This window comes from Simiduia litorea, from assembly GCF_042853465.1.
Classification (GTDB): domain Bacteria; phylum Pseudomonadota; class Gammaproteobacteria; order Pseudomonadales; family Cellvibrionaceae; genus Simiduia; species Simiduia litorea.
Genome location: NZ_AP031497.1, coordinates 581,769 through 603,208 on the forward strand (window position 1 = coordinate 581,769; position 21,440 = coordinate 603,208).

Genomic DNA, 21,440 nt, shown 5'->3' on the forward strand with positions numbered 1-21,440 from the left:
TCTCTAGTATTCATCCTGATCGAGATCAAAGGTGTCCATGAACATCAATTGCAATTTTCGTTGTTGCGCTGCGGCATGAATTTGTTGTGCTGCAGCATTGGCTTCTTGCTGAATATCAATTCTGCCCGGTGGCAAAAAACGTCGATAAACTTCTTGGTTGTCTGTAGTTACCCAAATGAGACTGCCCCAGCGCGCGGAAGGTCGCTCATATACGACGAGGTTGTAGTCGTTGTCGACAGTGAAATTTGCGTTTCGATAATCACTTAAATAGCGAGCAAACTCATGCCCCGCTCGTGTAATCGTACTGTCTTGGGTGAACCCTGAAATTTCATTTTCGATTTCATCTGGCCAGCATGGCGCCGCAGCAAGGCCAAAAAAAAGTGTAATCCATAGCGAAATATTGATGGTCGACACGGCGTGCTAGCCTAGATGTTATTTCTCGCCCAGTTGCTCGCTTGTAGTCGGTTCTTTACTTCGATCTTTTTGAACACATTGTATAAATGGCTTTTGATTGTGTGCTCGCTGACAAACAAAGACTCGGCAATTTGTAAATTGGTGGCACCGTCTGCCAGCAGCTCCATGATCTGTAACTCTCTACGCGTGAGCAGTTGGCGCGAGCCCGAATCCATCGGCGGACGGCGATTTTGCTCAATGAGTTGGTGTGTGACGCGCCTAGGTAACCATAAGTGGCCGGCAATAAGCGCTTCCAAGCCCTTGATCAGTTGATTGTGATCGGCATTGATATAAAACATACCCTTAACTTGCGGCCATTCGGCAAGGTGTTCTTGTTCTGAGCTTTGGATAACGTTGAACAGGGCTATCACTAAACGGCTGTGCTTACTTTGCAGACCCTGTAAAAGTGCACGTAAGGCGCCTAGATCGGTGTGTTGCGCATCGACAAGCAGGAGATTTTGCTCGGATGCGAGTAGCTGGCTAACCTGATGTGCTTGATCGGTGAGCTTGCAGGTTAACTTAAGCCGCTCGGCCATTAGGTTGGCGAGCATTTTGGACTGCATACTGGATTCACTGAGAAGCACCATGGTTTCTGCAGTGTTTAAAAATTCAGTGCTAGGGGTGCTCATAACTTGGAGTCCATTTTTATTGGTTTACGCGATCCGTGGCGTGCCAGCGTCTAAGAGTAAAGTTTCAAGTTTAGTACTGCAAGGCAGGCGCTATTATGACTGTAAAAATAGCACCTAAGTATGGAGTTGTTAGACGTTTTTGTCGGTTAATTTGAGCTTTTTAGATAAGGTAGTTGTAAATTCTACTGCGAAATAAATTGTGTAAAGGATGAAACTGCTTGGTCGATGGAGTAGGGGGGTGTTATTGGGTGATATTAACCGTAATAGAGCAAAAATGAGGAGAGGGCTTGCTTTTAGGTACTTACGTATCAGTCAGGATGGTGGCGAAAAAAAAGGCCCAATATATGGGCCTTTTGATGGTACAGAAGTGTTATTTGCCCGCAGCGGTCGCCGCCGCCTCACCAAATCCCGCGACAAGGGCGTTGGCGACAAGTTGTTCGTCAATGCCAATGGCCAGCGCTCTGTCCTGAACCGCGGATGCTAGCATTGGACGCTCTGACACGACGGCTAAAATCATATCGCTAGCAACATCGCTATTTGCATTGGCTAATGTAGCCTCAAGTTCATTGAGAAGCTGGTCATCGCCGACAGCGTTAATAGCCACCTGAGCTTCTACGGAGGCAATGGTTAGGTCTGCTTGCGCGACAGAGGCGGCGAGTTGATTAAAGGCCTCTTGAGTGCTGACGTCTCTAATAGCGAAGTTGGCTTCGGCAATGGCAATGGTCAAATCGGCTTCCGCTATCGACGCCGTGAGCATGTTGACAGCCTCTTGCGACTGCACCTCCAATATGGCTTCTTCAGCGAACGAAATGCTGTGGTTGAGCGCAGCAATCGCATTGCGCGCATCTTTATCCGCGGTGTCTGCTTGTGCTACGGCGGCTGTTGCCACGAGGGCAAGGAGGAGGGAGGTGCGCTTGTTCATCGTTACATCCTGATGTTTATTGTGATTTTGCCAATGATTCGAACGCTAAGCTCGACTGGACGATTAAAATATAACCAGATCACTATAGCTTGGCCATCATAGCTAAGCAATTAGCACTAAAGACACCTTAGTTATAGATTTTCTTATAATAAGAAGCAATTGACCTAACCCGGTGAATCCTTAGCTTGACCAGTGCCTCTTGGAGGCCATTTTTGCTACACTGGGCCGCTTAAAATGATAACGCGACACTATTAAGGCCTCGCCCACTGTGACTCCCCCATTTGAACGACGAGCTGTTCTGCCGCTGGCTGGCTTGTACGTGTTTCGTATGCTCGGATTGTTTATGGTTTTGCCAGTACTCAGCTTGTATGGCGATGCCTATAGCGGAGCGAGCGCGGCGCTGTTGGGTATTGCGCTCGGCGCCTACGGCTTTAGCCAGGCGATACTGCAAATCCCCTTTGGCTATCTATCGGATCGTTTTGGCCGTAAGCCTTTGATTACGATAGGGTTACTTTTGTTTGCTGCGGGCAGTGTCGTGGCTGCGGTGGCGGACAGTGTGTACGGCCTAATTGCCGGCCGTTTCCTTCAGGGGTGTGGCGCTATTGCCAGTGTTTTGATGGCCTTCGTCGCAGATTTGACTGCCGAGGAAAATAGAACCAAAGCCATGGCCCTGATCGGAGCCTCGATAGGCGTAGCTTTTTCTCTGGCGTTGATTATCGGGCCCTTGGTGACCGAAAGCTTCGGTCTCGCAGGTGTTTTTTGGCTGACAGCAATATTAGCTATAAGCGGGCTTTGGTTGCTGTGGTATTTAGTACCGGCAGCGCCGGAGCGGGTGATGCCACAGCGGCTCGATTGGGGCTCGGTGTTTCGCGACCTAGAGTTGTGGCGATTAAATATCGGTATCTTTGCCTTGCACTTTGTCTTGATGGCGACCTTCATCGCTATGCCGCGTTATTTGGAGCTATACGGGTTACCGAGAGAGCAGCATTGGCTGCTCTATTTGCCGGTGATGGTGTTGTCATTTTTAGCCATGCTACCGTTTATGATATTGGGTGAAAAGCGTGGCAAGGTTAAACAAAACTTTATTGGCGCCATTGCCCTGCTGGCCATTGTGCAGGTGTTGTTGGGCTGGCTACAGGGCAGCGTCTTACTCGGCATTATGATGTTATTCGGCTTCTTTATGGCGTTTAATTTGCTGGAGGCAACACTGCCTTCCTGGGTGAGTAAGGTCGCCTCGACGGAGGTCAAGGGTACGGCCACTGGCGTCTACTCTTCATGGCAGTTTGCTGGCGCTTTTGCGGGCGGGGCGAGTGGTGGTGTGGTGTTTCAAGCGTTCGGCTTCGGTGCTGTGTTCGCCCTGTGTGCTGTGATGTTATTGGTGTGGTTGTTGGTGGCTCTATTCCAGCAGCCGCCTGCGCCGCCGGTGCGTTTGGCCCTGCAGGTGCCGAATGGTATGGATGCAATTGAAGTAACTCGTTTGTCGGCATTGCCTGGGGTTAAGCAATTGACCTGGGTAGACACCGAGTCCACGGTATTACTGCAGGTTGACGCTCGGCATTTCGACAATAGCGCAATTAGTATGTATCGATGGCGTGAAGCGCAATAGGTATAGTGAGATTTTCTCGACACATAACTGGCCGAATGTTTAGATGGCCCAATTAGATAGATATAGATTAGGAGAGTTGTACTATGGCACGGGGTATTAATAAAGTCATATTGGTGGGTAATATAGGCCAAGACCCAGAAACCAAGTTTATGCCTAGCGGTGGTGCTGTCACCAACGTGAGTGTTGCCACGTCTGAATCTTGGAAAGACAAAAACACCGGCCAGCCACAAGAGCGCACGGAATGGCATAGAGTGGTGTTTTTTAATCGCCTAGCTGAAATTGCGGGTGAGTATTTAAAGAAAGGCAGCAAGGTTTACGTGGAAGGCTCTTTGCGTACTCGTAAGTGGCAAGGGCAAGACGGTCAAGATCGCTACACCACTGAAATTGTGGCCAGTGAAATGCAGATGTTAGATGGCAGAAGTGGCGATTCTAATCAGGGTGGTTATGATCAAGGCGGTTACGATCAATCACAGCCACAACAGCGTCAGGCTGCACCACAGCAGCGTCAAGCGCCGCAGCAAAACCAAGCACCACAGCAAGGTGGTTACCAACAAGCGCCACAACAGCAAGCTCAGCAGCCACAAGCAGGCGGCTTTGATAGCTTTGATGATGACATCCCGTTCTAGAGGTTACCTCGTGTCTGCTTTGTAAAGTATTGCCCTCCAAGCCCCGTTATTACGGGGCTTTTGGTTTTTGACGTAAAAAAGTTTTTGTAACGGGTGAGTTTACAGCGACCGTTCCAAGCTTTGCTTTGATCGAATGCTTTTCAAGTCCTTCGCAAAGGCGAGCAGTTTCCACGGCGAGAGAATAGGGCGAAGCAAGACCGAGCCAGATGGGTTGTTGTACCTTAGTCCTGTCAGTGTCATCCGCCATGGTTTTTTATTGGATTGCCCAGTTTGCTGTATATCTGAAGCGCTCGTTGCTTGCCATGGGAGGTACGACAGCAGGCCGGGGGGCGAGCATATTTCTGTTGGCCAGCGCTCGAGATAGTTTGCAATGGCGCAGAGCTGGGTGCTGGGTGCTGTTTGCCAGTTAACAATGTCCATTAGGTTGGCCAGTGTTATATTTTTTGCGAAGCGAGTAGTTGAGCTTACGGGCTGAGTTTTGGCAGAAAACTCGCCTTGTTCGGCATAATCGGCGAGCACCTCAGTTAAAGCGCGGGCGGCATTTGATCGCGCTAGCTGAATGAGTTTGGTCCTGCTGATGTTGTTTGGTAGCTTTGATTCTACTTGGCCTAAAATGGGGCCCTGATCAATTTTACTGTTCAATAGGTGGACTGTTGCGCCGGTGATTCGTTCTTGTTCTATGACTTGCCAAGGTAGTGGTGAACCGCCCCGATAAGCTGGGAGTAGTGATGGATGTATATTGATGGAGGCAATTTTTGCCGCCGAGATAATGGCATCACCTAATAGCGGAGCGGCATAGGACACCAGCAGGTCGATTTTACGCGCGCTAATCAACTGCGCAATGTCGGACTCTGTGGCTTTGCTGTATTTGACATACTCAATACCTTGCTCTGCGGCCCACGCCTGCACCGAGGTTTCGCGCTTGAGCCGCCTTTTGATACGAGCTTTAAGCCCCGTCGTCGCGAGTGAGCTGTTACCCGTGTCGATGATAAGGCTCAGTGTAGAGCGTTGGGCGAGAGCCTCGGTTACTTGGGTAATGCTCGGTGTAATTAACGCGCTGGATAGGGCGTAGGGAATATCGACGCGGCGCAAGTGATATAAACTTTTGTCGATAAAAATGTCGATTTTTTGTGAGCGATAGGCGATGCCTGCCGACTTATAATTAAGCTTTTGGGCTGATTTTAACGAGGCGAAATTGGTCCAGGTGATGGCCGAAATAATGCCTTTACGGTCGATCGATACGGCAAGTTCTATGGCTTTTGCCACGATAGCGCTGCGTACCTGTTTGCCGCGATAATCTGGATTGATGTAGGCGTTGTGGCCACAAATATAATCTTTATGAAAAAAGGCGTAGTCACTATCGCTGTGCCGGTAGGCTTCTAGTGCGTACCAGCAGTAGCCGCAGAGGGTGTCTTGATCGAAGGCGCCGATACAGATTAATTTTTCACGTTCAATATCAGCAATTGCTTGATCTGAGCAGGCGAGTTTTCCTGCAAGCTTTAATAGTTTCGCCTCTTCCACATTAAGCAGTCTTGCCGGGAAGGGGCAGTTGGTGGATTGTTCAGTGGCGGTAAATACCCGCTCAATTTTTTTTACGCCGAGTCTCGACAGCACCCTATCCGTGAGTAGTGTGAAAACGGCGGAAGTGCCAAAATTTTTGTAGGTTGCCTTGAATTCGCTGATGCCCATGTTTACATCCTTTTTACTGGTGCGGATCAGCGGTTAGATTACCCTGCTAGCTGCCTAAAGCAAAGGTTGTCAGAACATGGGTAGGCTTTTTAGGGGAAGGCGATATCCGCTTCGCAATGGCTTACAGCTTGTAAATCACCACTCGTTTCGCGGCTTTGGTGCAGCTCTAATCTAGCAATATGGTTTAGTCGTAAAACTTTTTCCGCCTGTGCGGTATCGCGGTGTGCCTCCAGTAAATTAGCGTTCAGGTCTTGATGGTGATTCTGCTCAGCAGTGAGCTGGGTGTAATCGGGGAGCTGTTGAAGTTGCTCCGCTAATAATTTTTGTTGCTCTATATTCAGGCTTGCAACGGCTTCTTTGGTTGTTGCTACTTGGTTGCGAAGCTTTTCTTGCAGGGATTTAATAAGATCGGCGTGCTGCTTCAACGTGTGCTCTAGGGCTCGCTCTGTTTGCAGGCGACGGTAAAATTCGCGAGCCAAGGCTTGGCCACTATGGGCAATATTTTCGCGTTTAGCAACGCTCGCCGCAATCGTGCTATAAGTCGAATTGTTTGGTGTGAAGCGACTGTCCCAGCGGGTATACCAAGGTTGCTCCTTCTCTAGAATAAACTCGGAGGTAGACCTGGATAGGTCGCCACTGTCGGCGCTGGCAAGTGCATAAAAGTGTGCTTCGCTTAAGCTAACATCGCCAGACCGGTCTAGATCTATTTGGGCTGCAGGAATTGTTTCGCCCAGTCGGGTTTTGCCCGCCAGTGCAGCGAAGAAATAGGTGGTGTAGTCCCTAAAATCTGCCTCGTTGGTGCCTAAGTCACAGCCTTCGGCTTCCCGCCTATCCGACTCGGCGAGAAAGCCGCAGCGCTGCTGTTCACCCCGCACATCGCTGTAGGGGTTGTCATAGATTAAATTGGCAAACGAACCAGAAAAACATTGAGTGAGAACGAAATTAACCGTTGCTTGCGGATGAATTTTATCGAGTAATTGGTCGAGTTCAGAAACAGTTAGATGTGTGTCGCCCCAGAGTTTTAGAGTGTTTTTGCGGGTGTCTCTCGGTTCTATATCGCCGTGGCCGTTATAAACAATCAGCACTTTATCGTCGGGTTTTACCAGCGCAAACTGTGCTTCAAGGCTTGCAACAAGTGTGGCTTTTTCTGTACTGCCGTCCACCTTGCCGATGCTATTGCGCTTGGTTTTCTTAGCATAATCGAGACCGCTTGCGAAAACGCGTAAAAGAGTTTCGTGAATTGGGTCGCGCTCTTTCGGATTGGCGAAATAGACGACGTCGTCTGCGCTATCATCGCCGTTGGTGTAGTAGGTATAGTTTTCAATGCCTTTCTCATTGAGAATATCTTGTAGCCATTTTACGTTTTCTTCTATCTGCCCCTGAGAGTTGGCTAGGGTGTTGCCTCCGCCTATCAGCCACACCTTGGTGTCCGAAAAGGCGAGCGATGCATACATGCAAAAGACTAGGCTAGCGGCTAAGAACAATACATGCTTCATCGAGTTTTCTCCTTTAGCAGGTATTGGCTAATCAGTGCGCAGATGATGGTTGCAAGTGCAATGCAGGCAAAAATGAGTGGTAGGGTGGGCTGTAAGAAAGAGGTACCGAGCACCCCAAGTGCGATGACAATGCCAGTACTGTTTGCCCATGTGCGGTTGGCAATTTTTTCGAGCCCGGCCATTAACACCCAAAGAGGCAGGCAATAGGGCAAGGCTGAGCCCCAATCTTGCAAGATGATGTGCAGCGTTTCTCGTTTGGACTCTAGAAAAAAATGCCGCAGGAACTCGCTCTCGCCCAGCACTGTGTCGGAGAGTATAACCATGCCGAGTGCCATGGGGTAAATGATAAAAGGCACGGCGATGAAGGCAATCCAGCGTTTCATGTGGGTGTCTCAGAGTAGGTTAGGTGTGTTTTCGCGCTTTCGATTTATAAAGTTTCAGTAGCTTTCGCGACATAGAAAGTATCCTACCCAACAAAGTGTCATTAAAAAACACGACGCGATGTTTCGGATCTATTTCGCAGTGCCAACGAAAGGACCACGCTGGGTGGGTCACCAAATTGACTTCCCGCGTTTGGTTTTGATCTTCCTGTTCTAAGCACTGGGTTAAGAGTATGCCACCAGGGCCTACGTCAGAGAAGCGTTCATCAAAGCCAATCTTGAGCAAGTGTAATCGATCGGCAACTCGAATACCCATTTGCGCTGCGGCGGCTTGTCCATCGATGGTTAGAAGCTTCACAGCGGCTTGCGCCGTCTCGCCAAAACCTTGCAGCACTTGCCGGTAGAAAGCCATAGCGTCAGGGCGCAAATTGATGGCGCTTTTGGTGCCGGAATCGCCTTTCCAGCTGGCGCTCTCAACATCTAAAAAAGCGTCATAGGCCGCGAGTAATTCGGGCCCGCTACAGTATTCGGTGCTTGCGAGTGCGCCCATAGATGACGCCGCCTTACGCGCTAAACGCTGGGCGTTTTTGACCTGTTTACTCGAAACACTCGCTAATAAGTTTTTATCGGCGCTGGCGCGGATAAAAGCGCTCTCGCCATCGCTCTCCAAGTGCTGGGAATAGGGCCTCATCGTGCTGTACAGCGTTGAGCTCTCGGCAAAATTGCGCAGTTCCAATAGCTCCCAACTAAGTGGGAAGCCCGACTTAAGGTAGCTAAGCAGTTGCTGAAAAAAAGCATCGGCCGGTAAGTCTTTGCTTGCAACTATGTCGCTCAAGTCTATGGCGACATGGAAGGGTAAGCTGAGGTAGGAGGCAGTAATTGGCCCGTGTTTTCGGGCTGACCTTTGTAACGGCACAATAGCAACCGGAATATCAGCACAGGAGGCGACGACATAAGCAATGTCGGCTTCCACTAAGTGCTCTTGGATACCTGCGTGCCAGCGCCAGTCGTTGTAGAAAGCGGGATTGTGGCAATGGCTGAATAGATCATCCCAAAGCGGCTTGATAGACGCTAGGCTTGCGGTGCCCTCATAGCAGGCGAATGTCAGCTTAGTTGAATTCATCCTTGTGATCGTCCATGTTGGCCTGTGGGCCTATCCTATTGAAATACCGGCGAACTTAGTTAGCTGCGAGTCGCCGCTAGCGGCCTTCTCAATAACCTATGCAGGTAGAAGCTTACACTGATACGGGCGCACCATCTAGGCTTCTGTCACCGGCCGCACGGCTAAAGGCCAATGGTTGCGTAAACTGTATTATAATCGCCATTTTATGCGAATGGCTTGGCTGCTCAGTGTAGGTTATTTCGCGGATATTATTGGCGGCACTCGTAGGCTAGCTACATTCAGGAAGAAATATGACAAGTATAGTCCCCGTTGTTTTAGCAGGTGGTGTTGGCAGCCGTTTATGGCCGTTGTCCCGTTCACAATATCCAAAGCAGTGTATTGACCTACAGGGCTCGGGCGCTAGCCTGCTGCAAAACACCCTATCGCGTACACGGTTAACGGCTGGGCAACCTATCATTCTGTGTAATGAAGATCATCGTTTTCTTATTGCCGAGCAAGCGCGAGCCATAGGGGTTCAGCCCATGAGTATCATGCTCGAGCCCGAGGGTAAAAACACCGCGCCCGCCATCGCTGCTGCTGCTTGGTTGCTGGCGACTAAAACGCCCGATGCCATCATGTTGGTATTGCCCTCTGATCACGCCATTTCCGATCAACAGCTATTTGACCAAAAGGTTGCATTGGGGGCTGAGTTGGCGGCCGAAGGAGCACTGGTAACTTTTGGTGTCGAGCCGAGTTACCCTGAAACCGGTTATGGCTACATAAAAGCGAATGGCGCCAGTGAGGTTGAATCGGTGGCCGAGTTTGTCGAAAAACCTAGCCTAGATGTTGCTCAAGCTTATGTGGATGATGGCCACTATTTGTGGAATAGCGGCATGTTTATGTTTCGTGCCGACACCTATTTAGCCGAATTGGAAAAGTACGAGCCCGAGGTTTATCAGCTCAGCCAAGCGGCCGTTAAAGACGCTGAAGCCGACCTGAATTTTATGCGCCTCGCGGCTAAACCTTTTGCTGCGCTCAAATCTATCTCGATAGATTATGCGGTAATGGAGCGCACCGATGCCGCCAAGGTCATTCGCTTCCCCGCCATATGGAACGATGTGGGTAGCTGGTCTGCACTCTGGGCGATTGGTGAGCCGGATGCGAATAATAATTTGCTGCGTGGCGATGCCGTGGTGATCGACTGTAAAAACACCCTAGTGAATGCGCAGTCTCGGTTGGTGACAGCGGTGGGTTTGTCGGACCTTATTATTGTTGAAACCGATGACGCGGTCATGGTCGCGCCGGTGGATAAAGCGCAGGATGTTAAAAAGATTGTCGAGCAGTTGTCGAAATCTGGTCGCCCAGAGGTCGACTTGCATCGCGAAGTGCATAGGCCTTGGGGTAAGTACCACGGCTTAACAACCAGCGATCGCTACCAAGTTAAGCGCATTACTGTGAAGCCTGGCCAGAAGCTATCGACCCAAATGCACCACCATCGCGCCGAGCACTGGGTTGTGGTCAGTGGCACCGCCAAGGTGCGCAATGGCGATAAAGAAATTCTGCTCACAGAAAATGAATCGACCTATATTCCCATAGGTGAAGTTCACTCGCTGGAAAACCCAGGAAAAATTCCGCTCGAACTCATTGAAATTCAAACCGGCGGTTATTTGGGTGAAGACGATATTGTGCGCTTCGATGACCGGTATGGTAGAAGTTAATCCCTAGCTTTTTCCTCCGAGTAGTATTGATTCAAGCCCTTTTTTTAGGGGCTTGGCTGTGTTTTGTTCTACAAACATAAATACTATGTAGGCAATGATCAGCACCGCGAAACAGGTCAGCGTTATAGATAAGGTTGTTCCAAGGAGGGGACTAAGACCGATAATAAGTTGCTTTCCTGCAACATTGTGAACTAAGTAAAGAGGGTAAGAGATGCCGCCTAAAATATAATATATTTTACGCGGTTTTACGATTATTTTGTCGAGGCTAATAGCCAATAGCAGCGCGAAAAATAGAGCAATTGTTAATAGAGAGAAAAATGTTTCTGCTGAGTTTGCCTCAGATATGAATTGATCTACCTTAGAGGAGCTTGTGAAAAGTATAAGAATAAAGCTTAATCCTAACGTGCCTACGTTAAAGATGTTAGCTCCTTCCTTTCGTAATAAATACATAGCAACCCCTGCGATAAAGCACGGCGAATACGTTGGATGAATAAACCAGCCTAGTATGCGAGGCTGATCAAAAAAGATATAACTAGCGCAAAGTAGCATCCAGACGGTTAGCCAGGCCCGCTTAAATTGAAAGGTATTCGTTGCCAATAAAAAAAATACACATGCATAAAACTTTAGCTCAACCTGCAGTGTCCAATAAACACCGTCGATATTCCTAATTTCAACGTAGTCATTTAGCATCGTTGTATTGGCTGCAATTTCAAGTGGCGTGAAATCCAGTTTGTTCGTTAAGAAAAGTGCTATTAAAGTGATGATCATACATGCCCAATAGCATGGAAATAGTCTGACAAAACGCGCAATTGCAAATGGTACTGCAAGACGATTTTCTGCGGTAATAGATATTACTAGCCCGCTGATCATAAAGAAGAGCGGTACGCCTAAATATCCATACTTCGTAACATGGCCGAGTGCATTAAAAAAAACGCCAGTCGTTCCTGTGTAGTGGTACAGCATTACTGCAAAGGCAGCAAAGAACCTTATGATGTCTAGGGAGGCAAGGCGCATATTATGTGTCCGAAATTTCTTTTTTTTGAGTTCTGATATCTAGCTCGCGAGTTATTTCGTAGTGCTCCATACTTTGGCTAATGGTGCCAAATTCAAAATCCTGCAGTAGTCGCTCCAACCTTGGTAAGCAGCGCTTGAGGTTGGTGTAGTGGCGAAAGCGGGAAAAGGCGCTGGCGTTAGGCACGCGCGGTTGTTCTGGGTCTATCTCCCAGGGGTGTAAATAAAAAATTTGTGGCTTTGTTTGGTTATGACTTGCCCGCTCAAATAGCCAGCGCGAGAGTGCGTAGGGGTATTGGCGGAAGTAGCCGCCACCGGCAGCGGGTATGGATTGACCAAGTACTTTGGCCGTTGTTAACGGAAATTCTGTGAGTGATGCGCCATTACTCGTGATGATTTTATAGGGCTCTTCAGGGCTACCTGGTATACCGTAGTTATCGTGTCGGGTTGGGAAAATGCTGGAGTCCCACTCAAAACCTAAATCCGCCAAAATATCTAAGGCCCAAAGTGACTGTCGCGTGATGGAGTAGCTCGCCGCGCGGTAGCCGAAAATCTTTTCGCCGGTAATATCCTCAAGAATTTGCTTGGATTTGAGGGTTTCTTGTCTAAAAATGTCGGGCGATTGGTTGTAGATCAGCTGGTGGCTGTAACCGTGCGACGCAATTTCGTGGCCGCCGGCTTGAATGGCTTTTACTAAGTTGGGGTAGCGTTCTGCCACCCAGCCCAAAATAAAAAATGTGATTTTGATGTCGGCTTGCTCAAACAGTGCGAGCAGCTTTTCGGTGTTTTGCTCGACCCGGCAAGGCCATTCGTCCCACGTGTTTACATCGATAACATCCTTGAAGGCTGCAACGTGAAAGTAGTCTTCCACGTCGACCGTCATGGCATGTTTAATGGCTGAACTGTGCGCGTTGCGTCCCTGCGTCATGACTAAACCTTGTAGAAGTCGCGATACCATGTAACAAATTTTTCGATGCCGGTTTCGATGGGGGTGCTGGGCTTATAATCAACATCTTTGATGAGTGCGTCGACATCGGCATAGGTATCTGGCACGTCGCCCGGCTGCAGGGGTAGCAAATTTTTAGTGGCCTTTTTACCGAGGCAGTCTTCAAGAATTTCAATATAGCGCAGCAGCTCTACCGGGTTGTTGCTGCCGATATTATATAGGCGGTAAGGCGCTTTCGACGTGGCCGGGTCGGGTTTGTCGCCGGTCCAAATCTCATTGCTAGGCGCGACGTGGTCGAGCGTGCGCACCACACCTTCGACAATATCGTCGATATAGGTGAAATCTCGGCGGTGGTTGCCGTAGTTGAAAACATCGATTGGCTCACCGGCCAATATTTTGCGGGTAAAAATAAACAACGCCATATCTGGCCGACCCCAGGGGCCGTAAACGGTAAAAAAGCGCAAACCCGTGGTGGGGATGTTAAACAGGTGGCTGTAGGTGTGTGCCATCAACTCATTGGCTTTTTTGCTCGCGGCATAAAGGCTAACGGGGTGGTCTACATTGTTGTGTACTGAAAAGGGCATGGCGGTGTTGGCGCCGTATACCGAGCTGCTAGAGGCGTAGACTAAATGGTCTGTGCCGATGTGCCGGCAGGCCTCCAGAATATTTAAAAAGCCGGTGATATTGGCATCCAAATAGGCCTGAGGATTTTCCAGTGAGTATCTAACCCCAGCCTGTGCCGCTAGGTTAACCACTCTATCGGGCTTGTGCGTTTTAAAGGCGGCATCTAGGCTGGCCTTGTCTTCAATGCTTAGGCGAACGTCGGTAAAGCCTTCGCGGCACGTCAGTCGGGCTAAGCGCGCCTTCTTCAAGTTGACGTCGTAATAGTCGTTCAGGTTGTCGATACCAACAACAGTGTCGCCTCTGTCGAGCAACCGATGTGCGAGCGTTGATCCAATAAAACCTGCGGCGCCGGTAATTAATACTTTCATAGCTGTGTTCCGTCTTAGAGGCGTGCGTCGACATCTGCTTTGGGCAGAATGTGTTTCACATCAAATAGTACTGAATTAGGTTTGCACAGGGCTCTGATTGCGCTGGCGCCCATGACTCGAAATTGTTCGTGACCCACACAAATAATAACCGCGTCATAGTGACCAGCTTGAGGTGTTTTAATCGTGTTAAGGCCGTACTCATGCTCTGCCTCGGCTGTGTCTACCCAGGGGTCGTAAATATCGATTTCTGCATGATAGGTGGCAAGTTCCGCCACAATGTCTACAACGCGGGTATTGCGTAGGTCTGGGCAGTTTTCCTTAAACGCTAAGCCCATGATGAGTATCTTTGCATCGACCACATGAATGCGCTTTTGTGTCATCAGTTTGATGACTGACTCGGCGACAAAGGCGCCCATGCCGTCGTTAATGCGCCGTCCGGCTAGAATCACTTCGGGGTTGTAGCCCACCTGCTGTGCTTTATGGGTTAAGTAATAGGGGTCGACGCTGATACAGTGTCCGCCCACAAGGCCGGGCCGGAAAGGTAGGAAATTCCACTTTGTCCCAGCGGCCTCTAGTACTTCGAGGGTGTCGATATTTAACCGCTTAAAAATCAATGCCAATTCGTTGATCAGGGCGATATTGATATCGCGCTGTGTGTTTTCGATCACTTTGGCGGCTTCCGCGACCTTGATAGAGCTGGCCTTGTGCGTACCCACGGTGACAATTTTGCGGTACAGCGCATCCACATAGTCGGCCACGTCAGGTGTAGAGCCTGATGTCACTTTGACAATGTTGTGGACGCGGTGCGCTTTGTCGCCAGGGTTTATTCGCTCTGGGCTGTAGCCTGCGTAGAAATCGATGTTGAAGCTTAAGCCTGAAACGCGCTCGATAATTGGAATGCAGTATTCTTCGGTGCAGCCCGGGTAAACCGTTGACTCGAAAATTACGATGCTGTTTTTGCTGATGACGCGGCCTAGTAGCTCGGACGCTTTTTGCAAGGGCGTTAAGTCTGGCTGCTTAGATTCGGTAATGGGGGTGGGTACGGTGACGATATAAACGTCACAGCTTTTGATCTCGTTCTCGTTGCTGCTAAAAGACAACATTGTCGCAGCTTTTAATTCTTCGCTATCTAGCTCGAGTGTTTGATCGACGCCACGGTTTAAATCGGCAATGCGTTTAGCGTTGATATCGAACCCTAAGGTGTTGATTTTTTTACCAAATTCAGCGGCAAGAGGGAGGCCAACGTAACCGAGTCCGATGATACAAAGCGTAGGGGAGTCCTTGAGCATGAGCCGCTGTCCTTGTGATGGCGTCATTTTGAGGTCGCATAATCTACCATAAAAGGCCCTAGGGTGTGTATGGTTCAAAATGTGGAGTGGTTAAATAATATTCATACTTAGGAGTCGGGTAATTGTCACAAAAAAGGATATAATGCCCGATTGGTAGGGTTCAGGCATTTTCTGCGTAGGGCTGGGTCACCGAGAGCTCGTTGATTGACACATTGTGAATCTCAGCCACTTGGTTGTTCAGTTACGCGGGGCACGTCATAGGTGCCATACAGGACGTGTAGATTACAAAAAGGATTTAACGTGGCATATTTACGCCTCAATAAGCATTACATACATCAGCACTTTATTGCCCTCGGCGGTATTGAAGTGCTTCTACTTATGCTGGTTGCGTTAGTTATTCAGCATTTGCAGTTTCTTATGCTAGGCACAAATCCAATTAGCTTGGATAACCCTCAGGGTTGGCTGCCATCGTTAGTTTTCGCGCTTGTATTGAGCTGTTGCACACTGTCTATGGGGGTTTACCTGTCGTTAGTGCGCGAAGGCTTCTTCAATATGGCGCTGCGCACAATCGTCAGCTTTTTTCTTCTGGGTAGCGTCGCACTCTATGTGGTTGATTTTTTTGCTGGTGGCGAGTTCTTCGGTAGCCATTTGGTCTTTTGGGGTGTGTTGTTTTCTACGGTTTTGGTATTTGTTGTTCGGCTGATTTTTATTGGTTTAGTGGATATTGCCAATATTCGTCGCCGCGTCGTGATATTTGGCGCGGGTACACGGGCGCTAGAGTTGGTCAACGCTCTCGATGGCCACACCAGTAAGTTAGCGGTGCAAGTGGTTGGCTGCATTGCCGATGGCGATGGCCCGGTTGCGGTAGGCGAGTCGAGGCTGCTTGCAGCGCCCAGCAACTGGTTAGACTTCGTCAAGCGGGAAGAAATTTCGGAGATTGTGATTGCACCCGACGAGCGTCGCTCGGCCCAGGGCGCCAGCATTCCGCTTAACGCGTTATTGGATTGTAAGGTGGCAGGGGTGCCTTCGACAGACGTGCTCAGTTTTTTCGAGCGCGAATTAAACTACATCGATATCGATACCTTAAAACCTTCGTGGCTGCTGTTTTCTGACGGGTTTAAAAACAATCGGCGCCATCTCTTAATTAAACGCCTGTTTGATTTGTCATTGTCACTGCTGTTTTTGTTTTTTATGTGGCCGTTCATGTTGCTCACGGCCATAGCCGTAAAATTAGAGAGCCCTGGCGACGCACTTTATTTTCAAGAGCGCGTAGGGTTGAATGGTAAAAGCTTCAAAATATATAAATTTCGCAGCATGCGGCAAGATGCTGAAAAAGGCGGCAAAGCGGTATGGGCCAAAAAGAACGATTCTAGGGTCACCAAGGTGGGTGCCTTTATTCGCAATACCCGACTTGACGAATTACCTCAGCTTTATAATGTTATTGTGGGCGAGATGAGCTTTGTCGGGCCGCGTCCAGAGCGGCCACAGTTCGTCGCTGAGCTTGAAAAAGCTATTCCATTTTACAGCGCTCGCCACAAGGTTAAGCCGGGGTTAATGGGCTGGGCGCAGCTGAAATACCCTTATGGTGCCTCGGTGGAAGATGCAAAAAACAAACTTAAATACGACCTCTACTACGCAAAAAATAAAAGCTTTCTAATGGATATGCTGATTCTGGTGCAGACCGTTGAGATTATTTTGCTAGGTAAAGGCGTGCATTAAATCGCTAATAAGAGCAGGGAGATGTTCGTGAAAATTATACTTAGGGCGTTATTGATAGGTGTTGCTGCGGTATTGGTTGCGGCCTGTTCGGGCAATAAAAATGTAGAGCTGCCGCCCATTTCCGACCAAGGGGTAACACAGGTTTATAAAATTGGGGTGGGCGACGCCTTACAGATTAATGTTTGGCGTAACCAAGAGCTGTCGCTAGCGGTACCGGTTCGGCCGGATGGAAAAATCTCTATGCCGTTGGTGGGTGACATTGTGGCTGCAGGTCTCACGCCACTGGAATTATCAGACAACATTGTGGTGGGTTTGGGCGCCTACGTCCGTAGCCCGCAAGTGACAGTTATTGTTACCAACCCAAGCAGTTCAGATTTTCAGCGCCGCGTGCGCATCACCGGTGCAGTGCAAGCGCCTCAATCCATTGCGTTTCGCGAGGGAATGACGGTGTTAGATCTTGTGTTGCTGGCTGGCGGCACCAATGATTTTGCGTCCTCGAATAATGCCAAGTTGTACCGAAAAATCGAAGGACAAATGAAAATATACCCCATTTACTTGGATGATTTAATCAATAAAGGCGATGTCAGAACTAACTATCCTTTGCAGCCCTCAGACATAGTGACAGTGCCTGAGCGCTCTTTCTAGATTGGGATAATACACGCTAGTCATTTATATTTAAGAGTAGGTTGATGGACAAGGTTTATATTGCGGAATTAATTGCAGCATTAAAGGCGGAGCTTATTCGATTTCGCTTGGCTGCTGTTATTGTCTTTCTTTCGGTGAGTTTTACCATGCTCGCTATTGGGTACTTCTGGCCGCAGAGTTATACCACAAACGTAGTGCTCTACTCGGATGTTACCAATATCATCGAGCCGCTTCTGAAAGGGCGGGCGTCTGTGACGGAGATTGATCGCTCTCAGCAGGCGCGCGACATCATCTATGGCCGCACCATTATGGAAGCGGCGGCTACAGAAGTGGGTTTGATTGATAACACTATGACCCCGGACCAAAAAGATCGCATCGTAAAACGAATCCGCAGCGGTCTAAAAGTAAAAACCGACAAGAATAACTATTTCACCGTTAGTTACAGTGCCGACAACCCGGATAGTTCGTTCGAAATTTTATACGCTATTATTTCGGTATTTATCGCCGATACTGAACGAAAGAAAAAGAATGAAAGTCAGGGCGCGTTCAATTTCATTGATGCGCAAGTGCAATCTTACAAACGTCAGTTGGAGCTTGCAGAAGGCAGGCTGAAAGACTTCAAATCGAAAAACTTAGATGGCAGCGAAGCTTCTGTTGCCGCCCGTATGGGGCAGTTGCGTATTGATATCGAAACACTGGCTATTGGTATTGAAGAAACGCAATCGCGTATTAATACAACCAAGGGTCAGCTTTCCGATGAAGGGCAGTATCTAAAAACCAAAGGTCAGGTAGACGAGCTCAAGCAGCGGCGACAGGCCATGGTGTCACGGCTTGAACAACTATTATTGAGTTACCAAGAAGGTTATCCCGATATTGTCTCTCTGCGCGCGCAAATTGCTGAAATTGATGCGTCTATTGATGCAACTAAGCAATCTGGCGAAGTATATGGTGGTACGGATAGCGTTGAAAATCCTCTGTACGAAGAGTTAAGAAAGCAGCTGTCACTCGCGGAGGTGGAATTGCGTGCGCAGACTCGCCGTATGCAATCGTTGAAAAATTTATTGAATCAAGAAAAAGAGCGGGCGCAGCGCGTCGCCTCTAATCAAGCGGAGTTGTCCGAGCTAACCCGCGATTACAATGTTACTCGCGATGTTTATGAAGAAATGCTGCAGCGCAAAGAGTCTGCGCGGCTGTCGATGACATTAGATCAAGAGGGTCAAGGTGTTTCCTATCGCATTCAAGATCCGGCAACTTTCCCTCTGGCGCCATCCGGTATCACCTTTAAACATTTCGCCGTGGCTGGGCCAGTGCTGGGCTTGCTCGCGCCTATTGGTTTGTTGTTCCTATTTATATTGGCTGACCCGCATATTCGATCGGCCAGAATAATGCAGCAACAGTTGCCGCCGGAATTAACCTTGATCGGGGTTATTCCCCATTACGACTCTCCAATGACATCAAGGTTGTTGCGAAAAGATATTATTTTATTGGCTGTATTTGCGCTGTTAGCCATGGGTGCCTATGTATCCTTTGCCATTTATTGGCAATCGGTGGCTGGCTAGATGATGAGGCGTAAATGTGTTGAGTGATAAACCTAAGTTTCCAAGTTTAACGGCAGTAGGATCTAGCGGCTCTGACGATGGTGGCCCAAACGATCCTGTAGAGCGCCGTTTTAAAGCCGCTGATCGCGCATTGCATCAAGGCAATAGCGATTTAGCTAAGGCCTTGCTCGACCGATTATTGCAGGAGCACCCCACACATTTCCGCTCTTTGATGCTACAAAGTGCGATAGCCATGGCAAAGACGCAGTTTTCGAAATCGGAAATGTATGCCCGAGCGGCGATAAAAACATTGCCTCCTGCCAGCGTGATTAGTTTGGATAGAGCGGTAGCGCTTAGCCAGCTAATTGATGCATTGAACCGGCAGGGTAAGGGCGAAGAGGCGCGAGTGTTTGAGCGCATGTTGGGTGAGTCTAAAACGTTCGCCGAAAGCCAGACGGAGCCTCGCCCGAGCATGACAACGCAAGTGGCGTCCTGGGCAAAGAAAAATATTCTCGGTAAAGGCATGTCAGAATCTAACAAGCAACAAAAAGAGGCCGGCAATATGTCAAAAGATTTAGCGGTTAGCGCTGTTGACGGTGATAACAAGGTGACAAAATTGAATGCAGCGCAGATAAAAAATATGGCGCCGTCGCCCTTGTGGAGCCACGAAGAAATGCAAGAGCGCAAGGTGGTGTATGTTGGTATGCGCCAGCGCGATGTGCTGAATGCATTCCGCGAGGTGCGCATTAGGTTAATGCAAAAAAACAAAACCGATAATATGGTGGTGCTCGTTTCCTCCCTAAAGGGGCAGGGTGGCGGTAGTTTCTTTGCTTTTAACTTGGCGGCGACTTTTGCTCTAGATCCGCAAAAAACGGCTTTGTATGTTGACTGTAATCCGTATGAATCTTCTGCCGATCGCTATGTTAATGGGGTCGTTAATTTTGGTTTGTCGCAGTATTTAACTGACGAGGAAATCGACCTGGAGCAAATTATTTACCCCTCAGGTATCGAGCGCATGCGAGTGATTCCTGCAGCGGGTTCAAATGAGTCTGCTGCGGAACTATTTAACTCTGAGCGCATGCAAAAGTTTATCGCTGAAATAAAAGAGCGCTATCCGGATCGATTTATTGTGCTCGATGCGCCTTCTATCGAATCGACGACAGAGGCGCGAATATTAACCCAGTACTGCGACCAAGCCCTGCTCGTGGTGCCATCCGGCAAAGTAACTCAGGATGAAGTGCTATCCGGGGTTGAGGCTTTAGGTAAACAGCATTTCGCGGGCTTGGTTTTTAATCACTAACACCGGTTTGTTTATTAACCACTAGTAAATTAACAATAATGGGTGGCGTGGCATGAGAATAAAATTAAAACTACTGACTGCTGCCGTGGTAGGCGTGTCCGCGGCACTACCAAGCTTGGCGCAAGAGAGTTTAGAGGTCGTGCCCGAGAACGGCTATGGCGCTCATTTGAAAGCGACCATCACCCAAACTGATAACGCCAGAAAGCTTGAGGAGACGCTTATTGAGGAGCGTCAAGATGAACTTGAGGGCGGGTTTTTTGCCAACTACGAAAACAGTTTAATTCGATTTGATGCGGAATATGACTCGCGCGGCACTAATTATAATGAAGATTCGCAAGAAAATCGTAATATTCTGCAGGGCCATACGGACTTAAGAATAGGCAAGGATTCCGACTTTGCCGATTTGCTTTTGTCTCAAAGTCAGCGCGCACAATATGTTTCGCCCGACGATGCGGCGCTTGATGAAAATTTGGATGATCGAACGATATGGAGTGCGACACCTACCCTACGGGCGCATCTAGGTAAAGTTGATTCCCTAGCACTTCAAGGAACTTATTCAATGGTTGAGTATCGTACCAGTGAGTTGCGCAACAGTGATCGCGTGGGCGGCTCCGTATATTGGCATAGACGAATATCAAAAAGAAGTTCTTTTAGAGTAGCTGCCGGCGCAGACAGCGTCGAGTATCCAAACGGTCAACTGGATGACTACGATAAGCATTACGCAACCTTTAGTTATACGGCGGAGGCGCGAAATTTACGTTACACATTATTGGCGGGTATGAATCAGGCGACCTTTGAAGATGGCGGTGACGATTATGAGGCTCCAGTGCTTCAAATTAATGTTGTTTATGATAACGGACCTCAAAAGCTTACTTTTCATGCGTCACAAGATGTTACCGATAGCTCCTTGGGCAATGGCAATGAAGATGATGTCAATCCAATTCCCGGTAATGACGGTGTGGGTATCGACCAGATGGAGCGTCAGCAGGTGGGGCTTACTTGGGATACGCAATCACTCTGCGTGCGCTGCAATCTCAGTGCCTTCGTGCAGTTTAGGGATGATAAATACCGGCGCGATAAGGAAGGCGATAACCGTGAAACATCTGCAGGCCTAACATTGGGCTACAACTTCACGGCACAAACAAGTACCGAGGTGCGCTATTTGTTTCAGGATCAAATCTACGCCGACGATAATAGGCCCGGGTTTACACGCGATCAATTGAACCTTAGCTTTCAATATGAGTTTTCAAAGGCAATTTCTGGAAGTTTGTTTTATCGTTTTGAGCGCGCCCAAGGCGATGTTGGTAGCAGCGAATACGAACAGAATAATGTCGGTGTTTCGGTTTCATACACAATTTAGTTAATGGATTAATTTGGCA

General features: G+C 48.7%; 19 protein-coding genes. 8 read left to right on the plus strand and 11 right to left on the minus strand.

Annotated features, from left to right (window positions below; all coding sequences use genetic code 11):
- Positions 1 to 3: 3 nt before the first annotated feature.
- From ACGHTT_RS02590 to ACGHTT_RS02600, 3 genes are all read right to left on the minus strand, one after another.
- Positions 4 to 414, minus strand: a complete 411-nt coding sequence (locus tag ACGHTT_RS02590) for a CsgE family curli-type amyloid fiber assembly protein (RefSeq protein ID WP_390593311.1) — start codon at positions 412 to 414, stop codon at positions 4 to 6.
- 11 nt (positions 415 to 425) lie between these two features.
- Positions 426 to 1,082: a LuxR C-terminal-related transcriptional regulator gene (locus ACGHTT_RS02595; RefSeq protein ID WP_390593312.1), complete on the minus strand. Its 657-nt coding sequence runs from the start codon at positions 1,080 to 1,082 to the stop codon at positions 426 to 428.
- Between the two features lie 370 nt (positions 1,083 to 1,452).
- Positions 1,453 to 2,004: a hypothetical protein gene (locus tag ACGHTT_RS02600; protein WP_390593313.1), complete on the minus strand. Its 552-nt coding sequence runs from the start codon at positions 2,002 to 2,004 to the stop codon at positions 1,453 to 1,455.
- A gap of 268 nt (positions 2,005 to 2,272) precedes the next feature.
- Here ACGHTT_RS02600 and ACGHTT_RS02605 point away from each other — a divergent pair, with 268 nt between their 5' ends.
- Positions 2,273 to 3,610, plus strand: a complete 1,338-nt coding sequence (locus ACGHTT_RS02605) for an MFS transporter (protein WP_390593315.1) — start codon at positions 2,273 to 2,275, stop codon at positions 3,608 to 3,610.
- A gap of 83 nt (positions 3,611 to 3,693) precedes the next feature.
- On the plus strand, positions 3,694 to 4,236 hold the full coding sequence (ssb, locus tag ACGHTT_RS02610; RefSeq protein ID WP_390593316.1) for a single-stranded DNA-binding protein: 543 nt from the start codon (positions 3,694 to 3,696) through the stop codon (positions 4,234 to 4,236).
- A 99-nt stretch (positions 4,237 to 4,335) separates the two neighbouring features.
- Here the strand turns inward: ssb and ACGHTT_RS02615 are convergent, their stop codons facing one another.
- From ACGHTT_RS02615 to ACGHTT_RS02630, 4 genes are all read right to left on the minus strand, one after another.
- Positions 4,336 to 5,925, minus strand: a complete 1,590-nt coding sequence (locus ACGHTT_RS02615; protein ID WP_390593317.1) for a formyltransferase family protein — start codon at positions 5,923 to 5,925, stop codon at positions 4,336 to 4,338.
- An 89-nt stretch (positions 5,926 to 6,014) separates the two neighbouring features.
- Positions 6,015 to 7,421 (minus strand): hypothetical protein, encoded by a 1,407-nt coding sequence (locus ACGHTT_RS02620; RefSeq protein ID WP_390593318.1) that lies wholly within the window; start codon positions 7,419 to 7,421, stop codon positions 6,015 to 6,017.
- Positions 7,418 to 7,804, minus strand: coding sequence for a hypothetical protein (locus tag ACGHTT_RS02625; protein ID WP_390593319.1), 387 nt, complete (start codon positions 7,802 to 7,804; stop codon positions 7,418 to 7,420). Before ACGHTT_RS02625 ends, ACGHTT_RS02620 begins: the two co-directional genes overlap by 4 nt.
- A 19-nt stretch (positions 7,805 to 7,823) precedes the next feature.
- The gene (locus tag ACGHTT_RS02630) at positions 7,824 to 8,924 is read right to left on the minus strand and encodes a GNAT family N-acetyltransferase (RefSeq protein ID WP_390593320.1); all 1,101 of its coding nucleotides are present in this window, start codon (positions 8,922 to 8,924) and stop codon (positions 7,824 to 7,826) included.
- A gap of 290 nt (positions 8,925 to 9,214) precedes the next feature.
- On the opposite strand from ACGHTT_RS02630, the gene ACGHTT_RS02635 reads away from it, so the two are divergent.
- Entirely contained in the window at positions 9,215 to 10,621 is a 1,407-nt protein-coding gene (locus ACGHTT_RS02635; RefSeq protein ID WP_390593321.1) for a mannose-1-phosphate guanylyltransferase/mannose-6-phosphate isomerase, read from the plus strand.
- 3 nt (positions 10,622 to 10,624) lie between these two features.
- Here ACGHTT_RS02635 and ACGHTT_RS02640 read toward each other — a convergent pair whose 3' ends face one another.
- Genes ACGHTT_RS02640 through tviB form a run of 4 tightly spaced genes read right to left on the minus strand, consistent with a single transcriptional unit; the run spans position 10,625 to position 14,859 of the window.
- Positions 10,625 to 11,635, minus strand: coding sequence for an acyltransferase family protein (locus ACGHTT_RS02640; protein WP_390593323.1), 1,011 nt, complete (start codon positions 11,633 to 11,635; stop codon positions 10,625 to 10,627).
- A gap of 1 nt (position 11,636) precedes the next feature.
- On the minus strand, positions 11,637 to 12,560 hold the full coding sequence (locus tag ACGHTT_RS02645; protein WP_390593324.1) for an XrtA system polysaccharide deacetylase: 924 nt from the start codon (positions 12,558 to 12,560) through the stop codon (positions 11,637 to 11,639).
- A gap of 2 nt (positions 12,561 to 12,562) precedes the next feature.
- Positions 12,563 to 13,570, minus strand: a complete 1,008-nt coding sequence (locus tag ACGHTT_RS02650; protein ID WP_390593326.1) for an NAD-dependent epimerase — start codon at positions 13,568 to 13,570, stop codon at positions 12,563 to 12,565.
- 14 nt (positions 13,571 to 13,584) lie between these two features.
- Positions 13,585 to 14,859: a Vi polysaccharide biosynthesis UDP-N-acetylglucosamine C-6 dehydrogenase TviB gene (gene tviB, locus ACGHTT_RS02655; RefSeq protein WP_390593327.1), complete on the minus strand. Its 1,275-nt coding sequence runs from the start codon at positions 14,857 to 14,859 to the stop codon at positions 13,585 to 13,587.
- Positions 14,860 to 15,159: 300 nt separating this feature from the next.
- On the opposite strand from tviB, the gene ACGHTT_RS02660 reads away from it, so the two are divergent.
- The 5 genes from ACGHTT_RS02660 (at position 15,160) to ACGHTT_RS02680 (ending at position 21,421) form a co-directional block, all read left to right on the plus strand.
- A complete protein-coding gene (locus tag ACGHTT_RS02660; RefSeq protein WP_390593328.1) occupies positions 15,160 to 16,578 on the plus strand; it encodes a TIGR03013 family XrtA/PEP-CTERM system glycosyltransferase in 1,419 nt (472 codons plus the stop codon).
- 108 nt (positions 16,579 to 16,686) lie between these two features.
- Positions 16,687 to 17,223 (plus strand): XrtA/PEP-CTERM system exopolysaccharide export protein, encoded by a 537-nt coding sequence (locus ACGHTT_RS02665; protein WP_390594973.1) that lies wholly within the window; start codon positions 16,687 to 16,689, stop codon positions 17,221 to 17,223.
- A gap of 44 nt (positions 17,224 to 17,267) precedes the next feature.
- Positions 17,268 to 18,782, plus strand: coding sequence for an XrtA system polysaccharide chain length determinant (locus ACGHTT_RS02670; protein WP_390593329.1), 1,515 nt, complete (start codon positions 17,268 to 17,270; stop codon positions 18,780 to 18,782).
- A gap of 16 nt (positions 18,783 to 18,798) precedes the next feature.
- Entirely contained in the window at positions 18,799 to 20,061 is a 1,263-nt protein-coding gene (locus ACGHTT_RS02675) for a hypothetical protein (protein WP_390593330.1), read from the plus strand.
- 52 nt (positions 20,062 to 20,113) lie between these two features.
- Positions 20,114 to 21,421, plus strand: coding sequence for a hypothetical protein (locus tag ACGHTT_RS02680; protein ID WP_390593332.1), 1,308 nt, complete (start codon positions 20,114 to 20,116; stop codon positions 21,419 to 21,421).
- Positions 21,422 to 21,440 lie beyond the last annotated feature (19 nt).

Bases quoted from the DNA above. Each gene is read 5' to 3' on its own strand.
- ACGHTT_RS02595 (WP_390593312.1), bottom strand. From the start codon at position 1,082: ATGAGCACCCCTAGCACTGAATTTTTAAACACTGCAGAAACCATGGTG.
- ACGHTT_RS02600 (WP_390593313.1), bottom strand. From the start codon at position 2,004: ATGAACAAGCGCACCTCCCTCCTCCTTGCCCTCGTGGCAACAGCCGCC.
- ssb (WP_390593316.1), top strand. From the start codon at position 3,694: ATGGCACGGGGTATTAATAAAGTCATATTGGTGGGTAATATAGGCCAA.
- ACGHTT_RS02615 (WP_390593317.1), bottom strand. From the start codon at position 5,925: ATGGGCATCAGCGAATTCAAGGCAACCTACAAAAATTTTGGCACTTCC.
- ACGHTT_RS02620 (WP_390593318.1), bottom strand. From the start codon at position 7,421: ATGAAGCATGTATTGTTCTTAGCCGCTAGCCTAGTCTTTTGCATGTAT.
- ACGHTT_RS02625 (WP_390593319.1), bottom strand. From the start codon at position 7,804: ATGAAACGCTGGATTGCCTTCATCGCCGTGCCTTTTATCATTTACCCC.
- ACGHTT_RS02630 (WP_390593320.1), bottom strand. From the start codon at position 8,924: ATGAATTCAACTAAGCTGACATTCGCCTGCTATGAGGGCACCGCAAGC.
- ACGHTT_RS02635 (WP_390593321.1), top strand. From the start codon at position 9,215: ATGACAAGTATAGTCCCCGTTGTTTTAGCAGGTGGTGTTGGCAGCCGT.
- ACGHTT_RS02640 (WP_390593323.1), bottom strand. From the start codon at position 11,635: ATGCGCCTTGCCTCCCTAGACATCATAAGGTTCTTTGCTGCCTTTGCA.
- ACGHTT_RS02645 (WP_390593324.1), bottom strand. From the start codon at position 12,560: ATGACGCAGGGACGCAACGCGCACAGTTCAGCCATTAAACATGCCATG.
- ACGHTT_RS02650 (WP_390593326.1), bottom strand. From the start codon at position 13,570: ATGAAAGTATTAATTACCGGCGCCGCAGGTTTTATTGGATCAACGCTC.
- tviB (WP_390593327.1), bottom strand. From the start codon at position 14,859: ATGCTCAAGGACTCCCCTACGCTTTGTATCATCGGACTCGGTTACGTT.
- ACGHTT_RS02670 (WP_390593329.1), top strand. From the start codon at position 17,268: ATGGACAAGGTTTATATTGCGGAATTAATTGCAGCATTAAAGGCGGAG.
- ACGHTT_RS02680 (WP_390593332.1), top strand. From the start codon at position 20,114: ATGAGAATAAAATTAAAACTACTGACTGCTGCCGTGGTAGGCGTGTCC.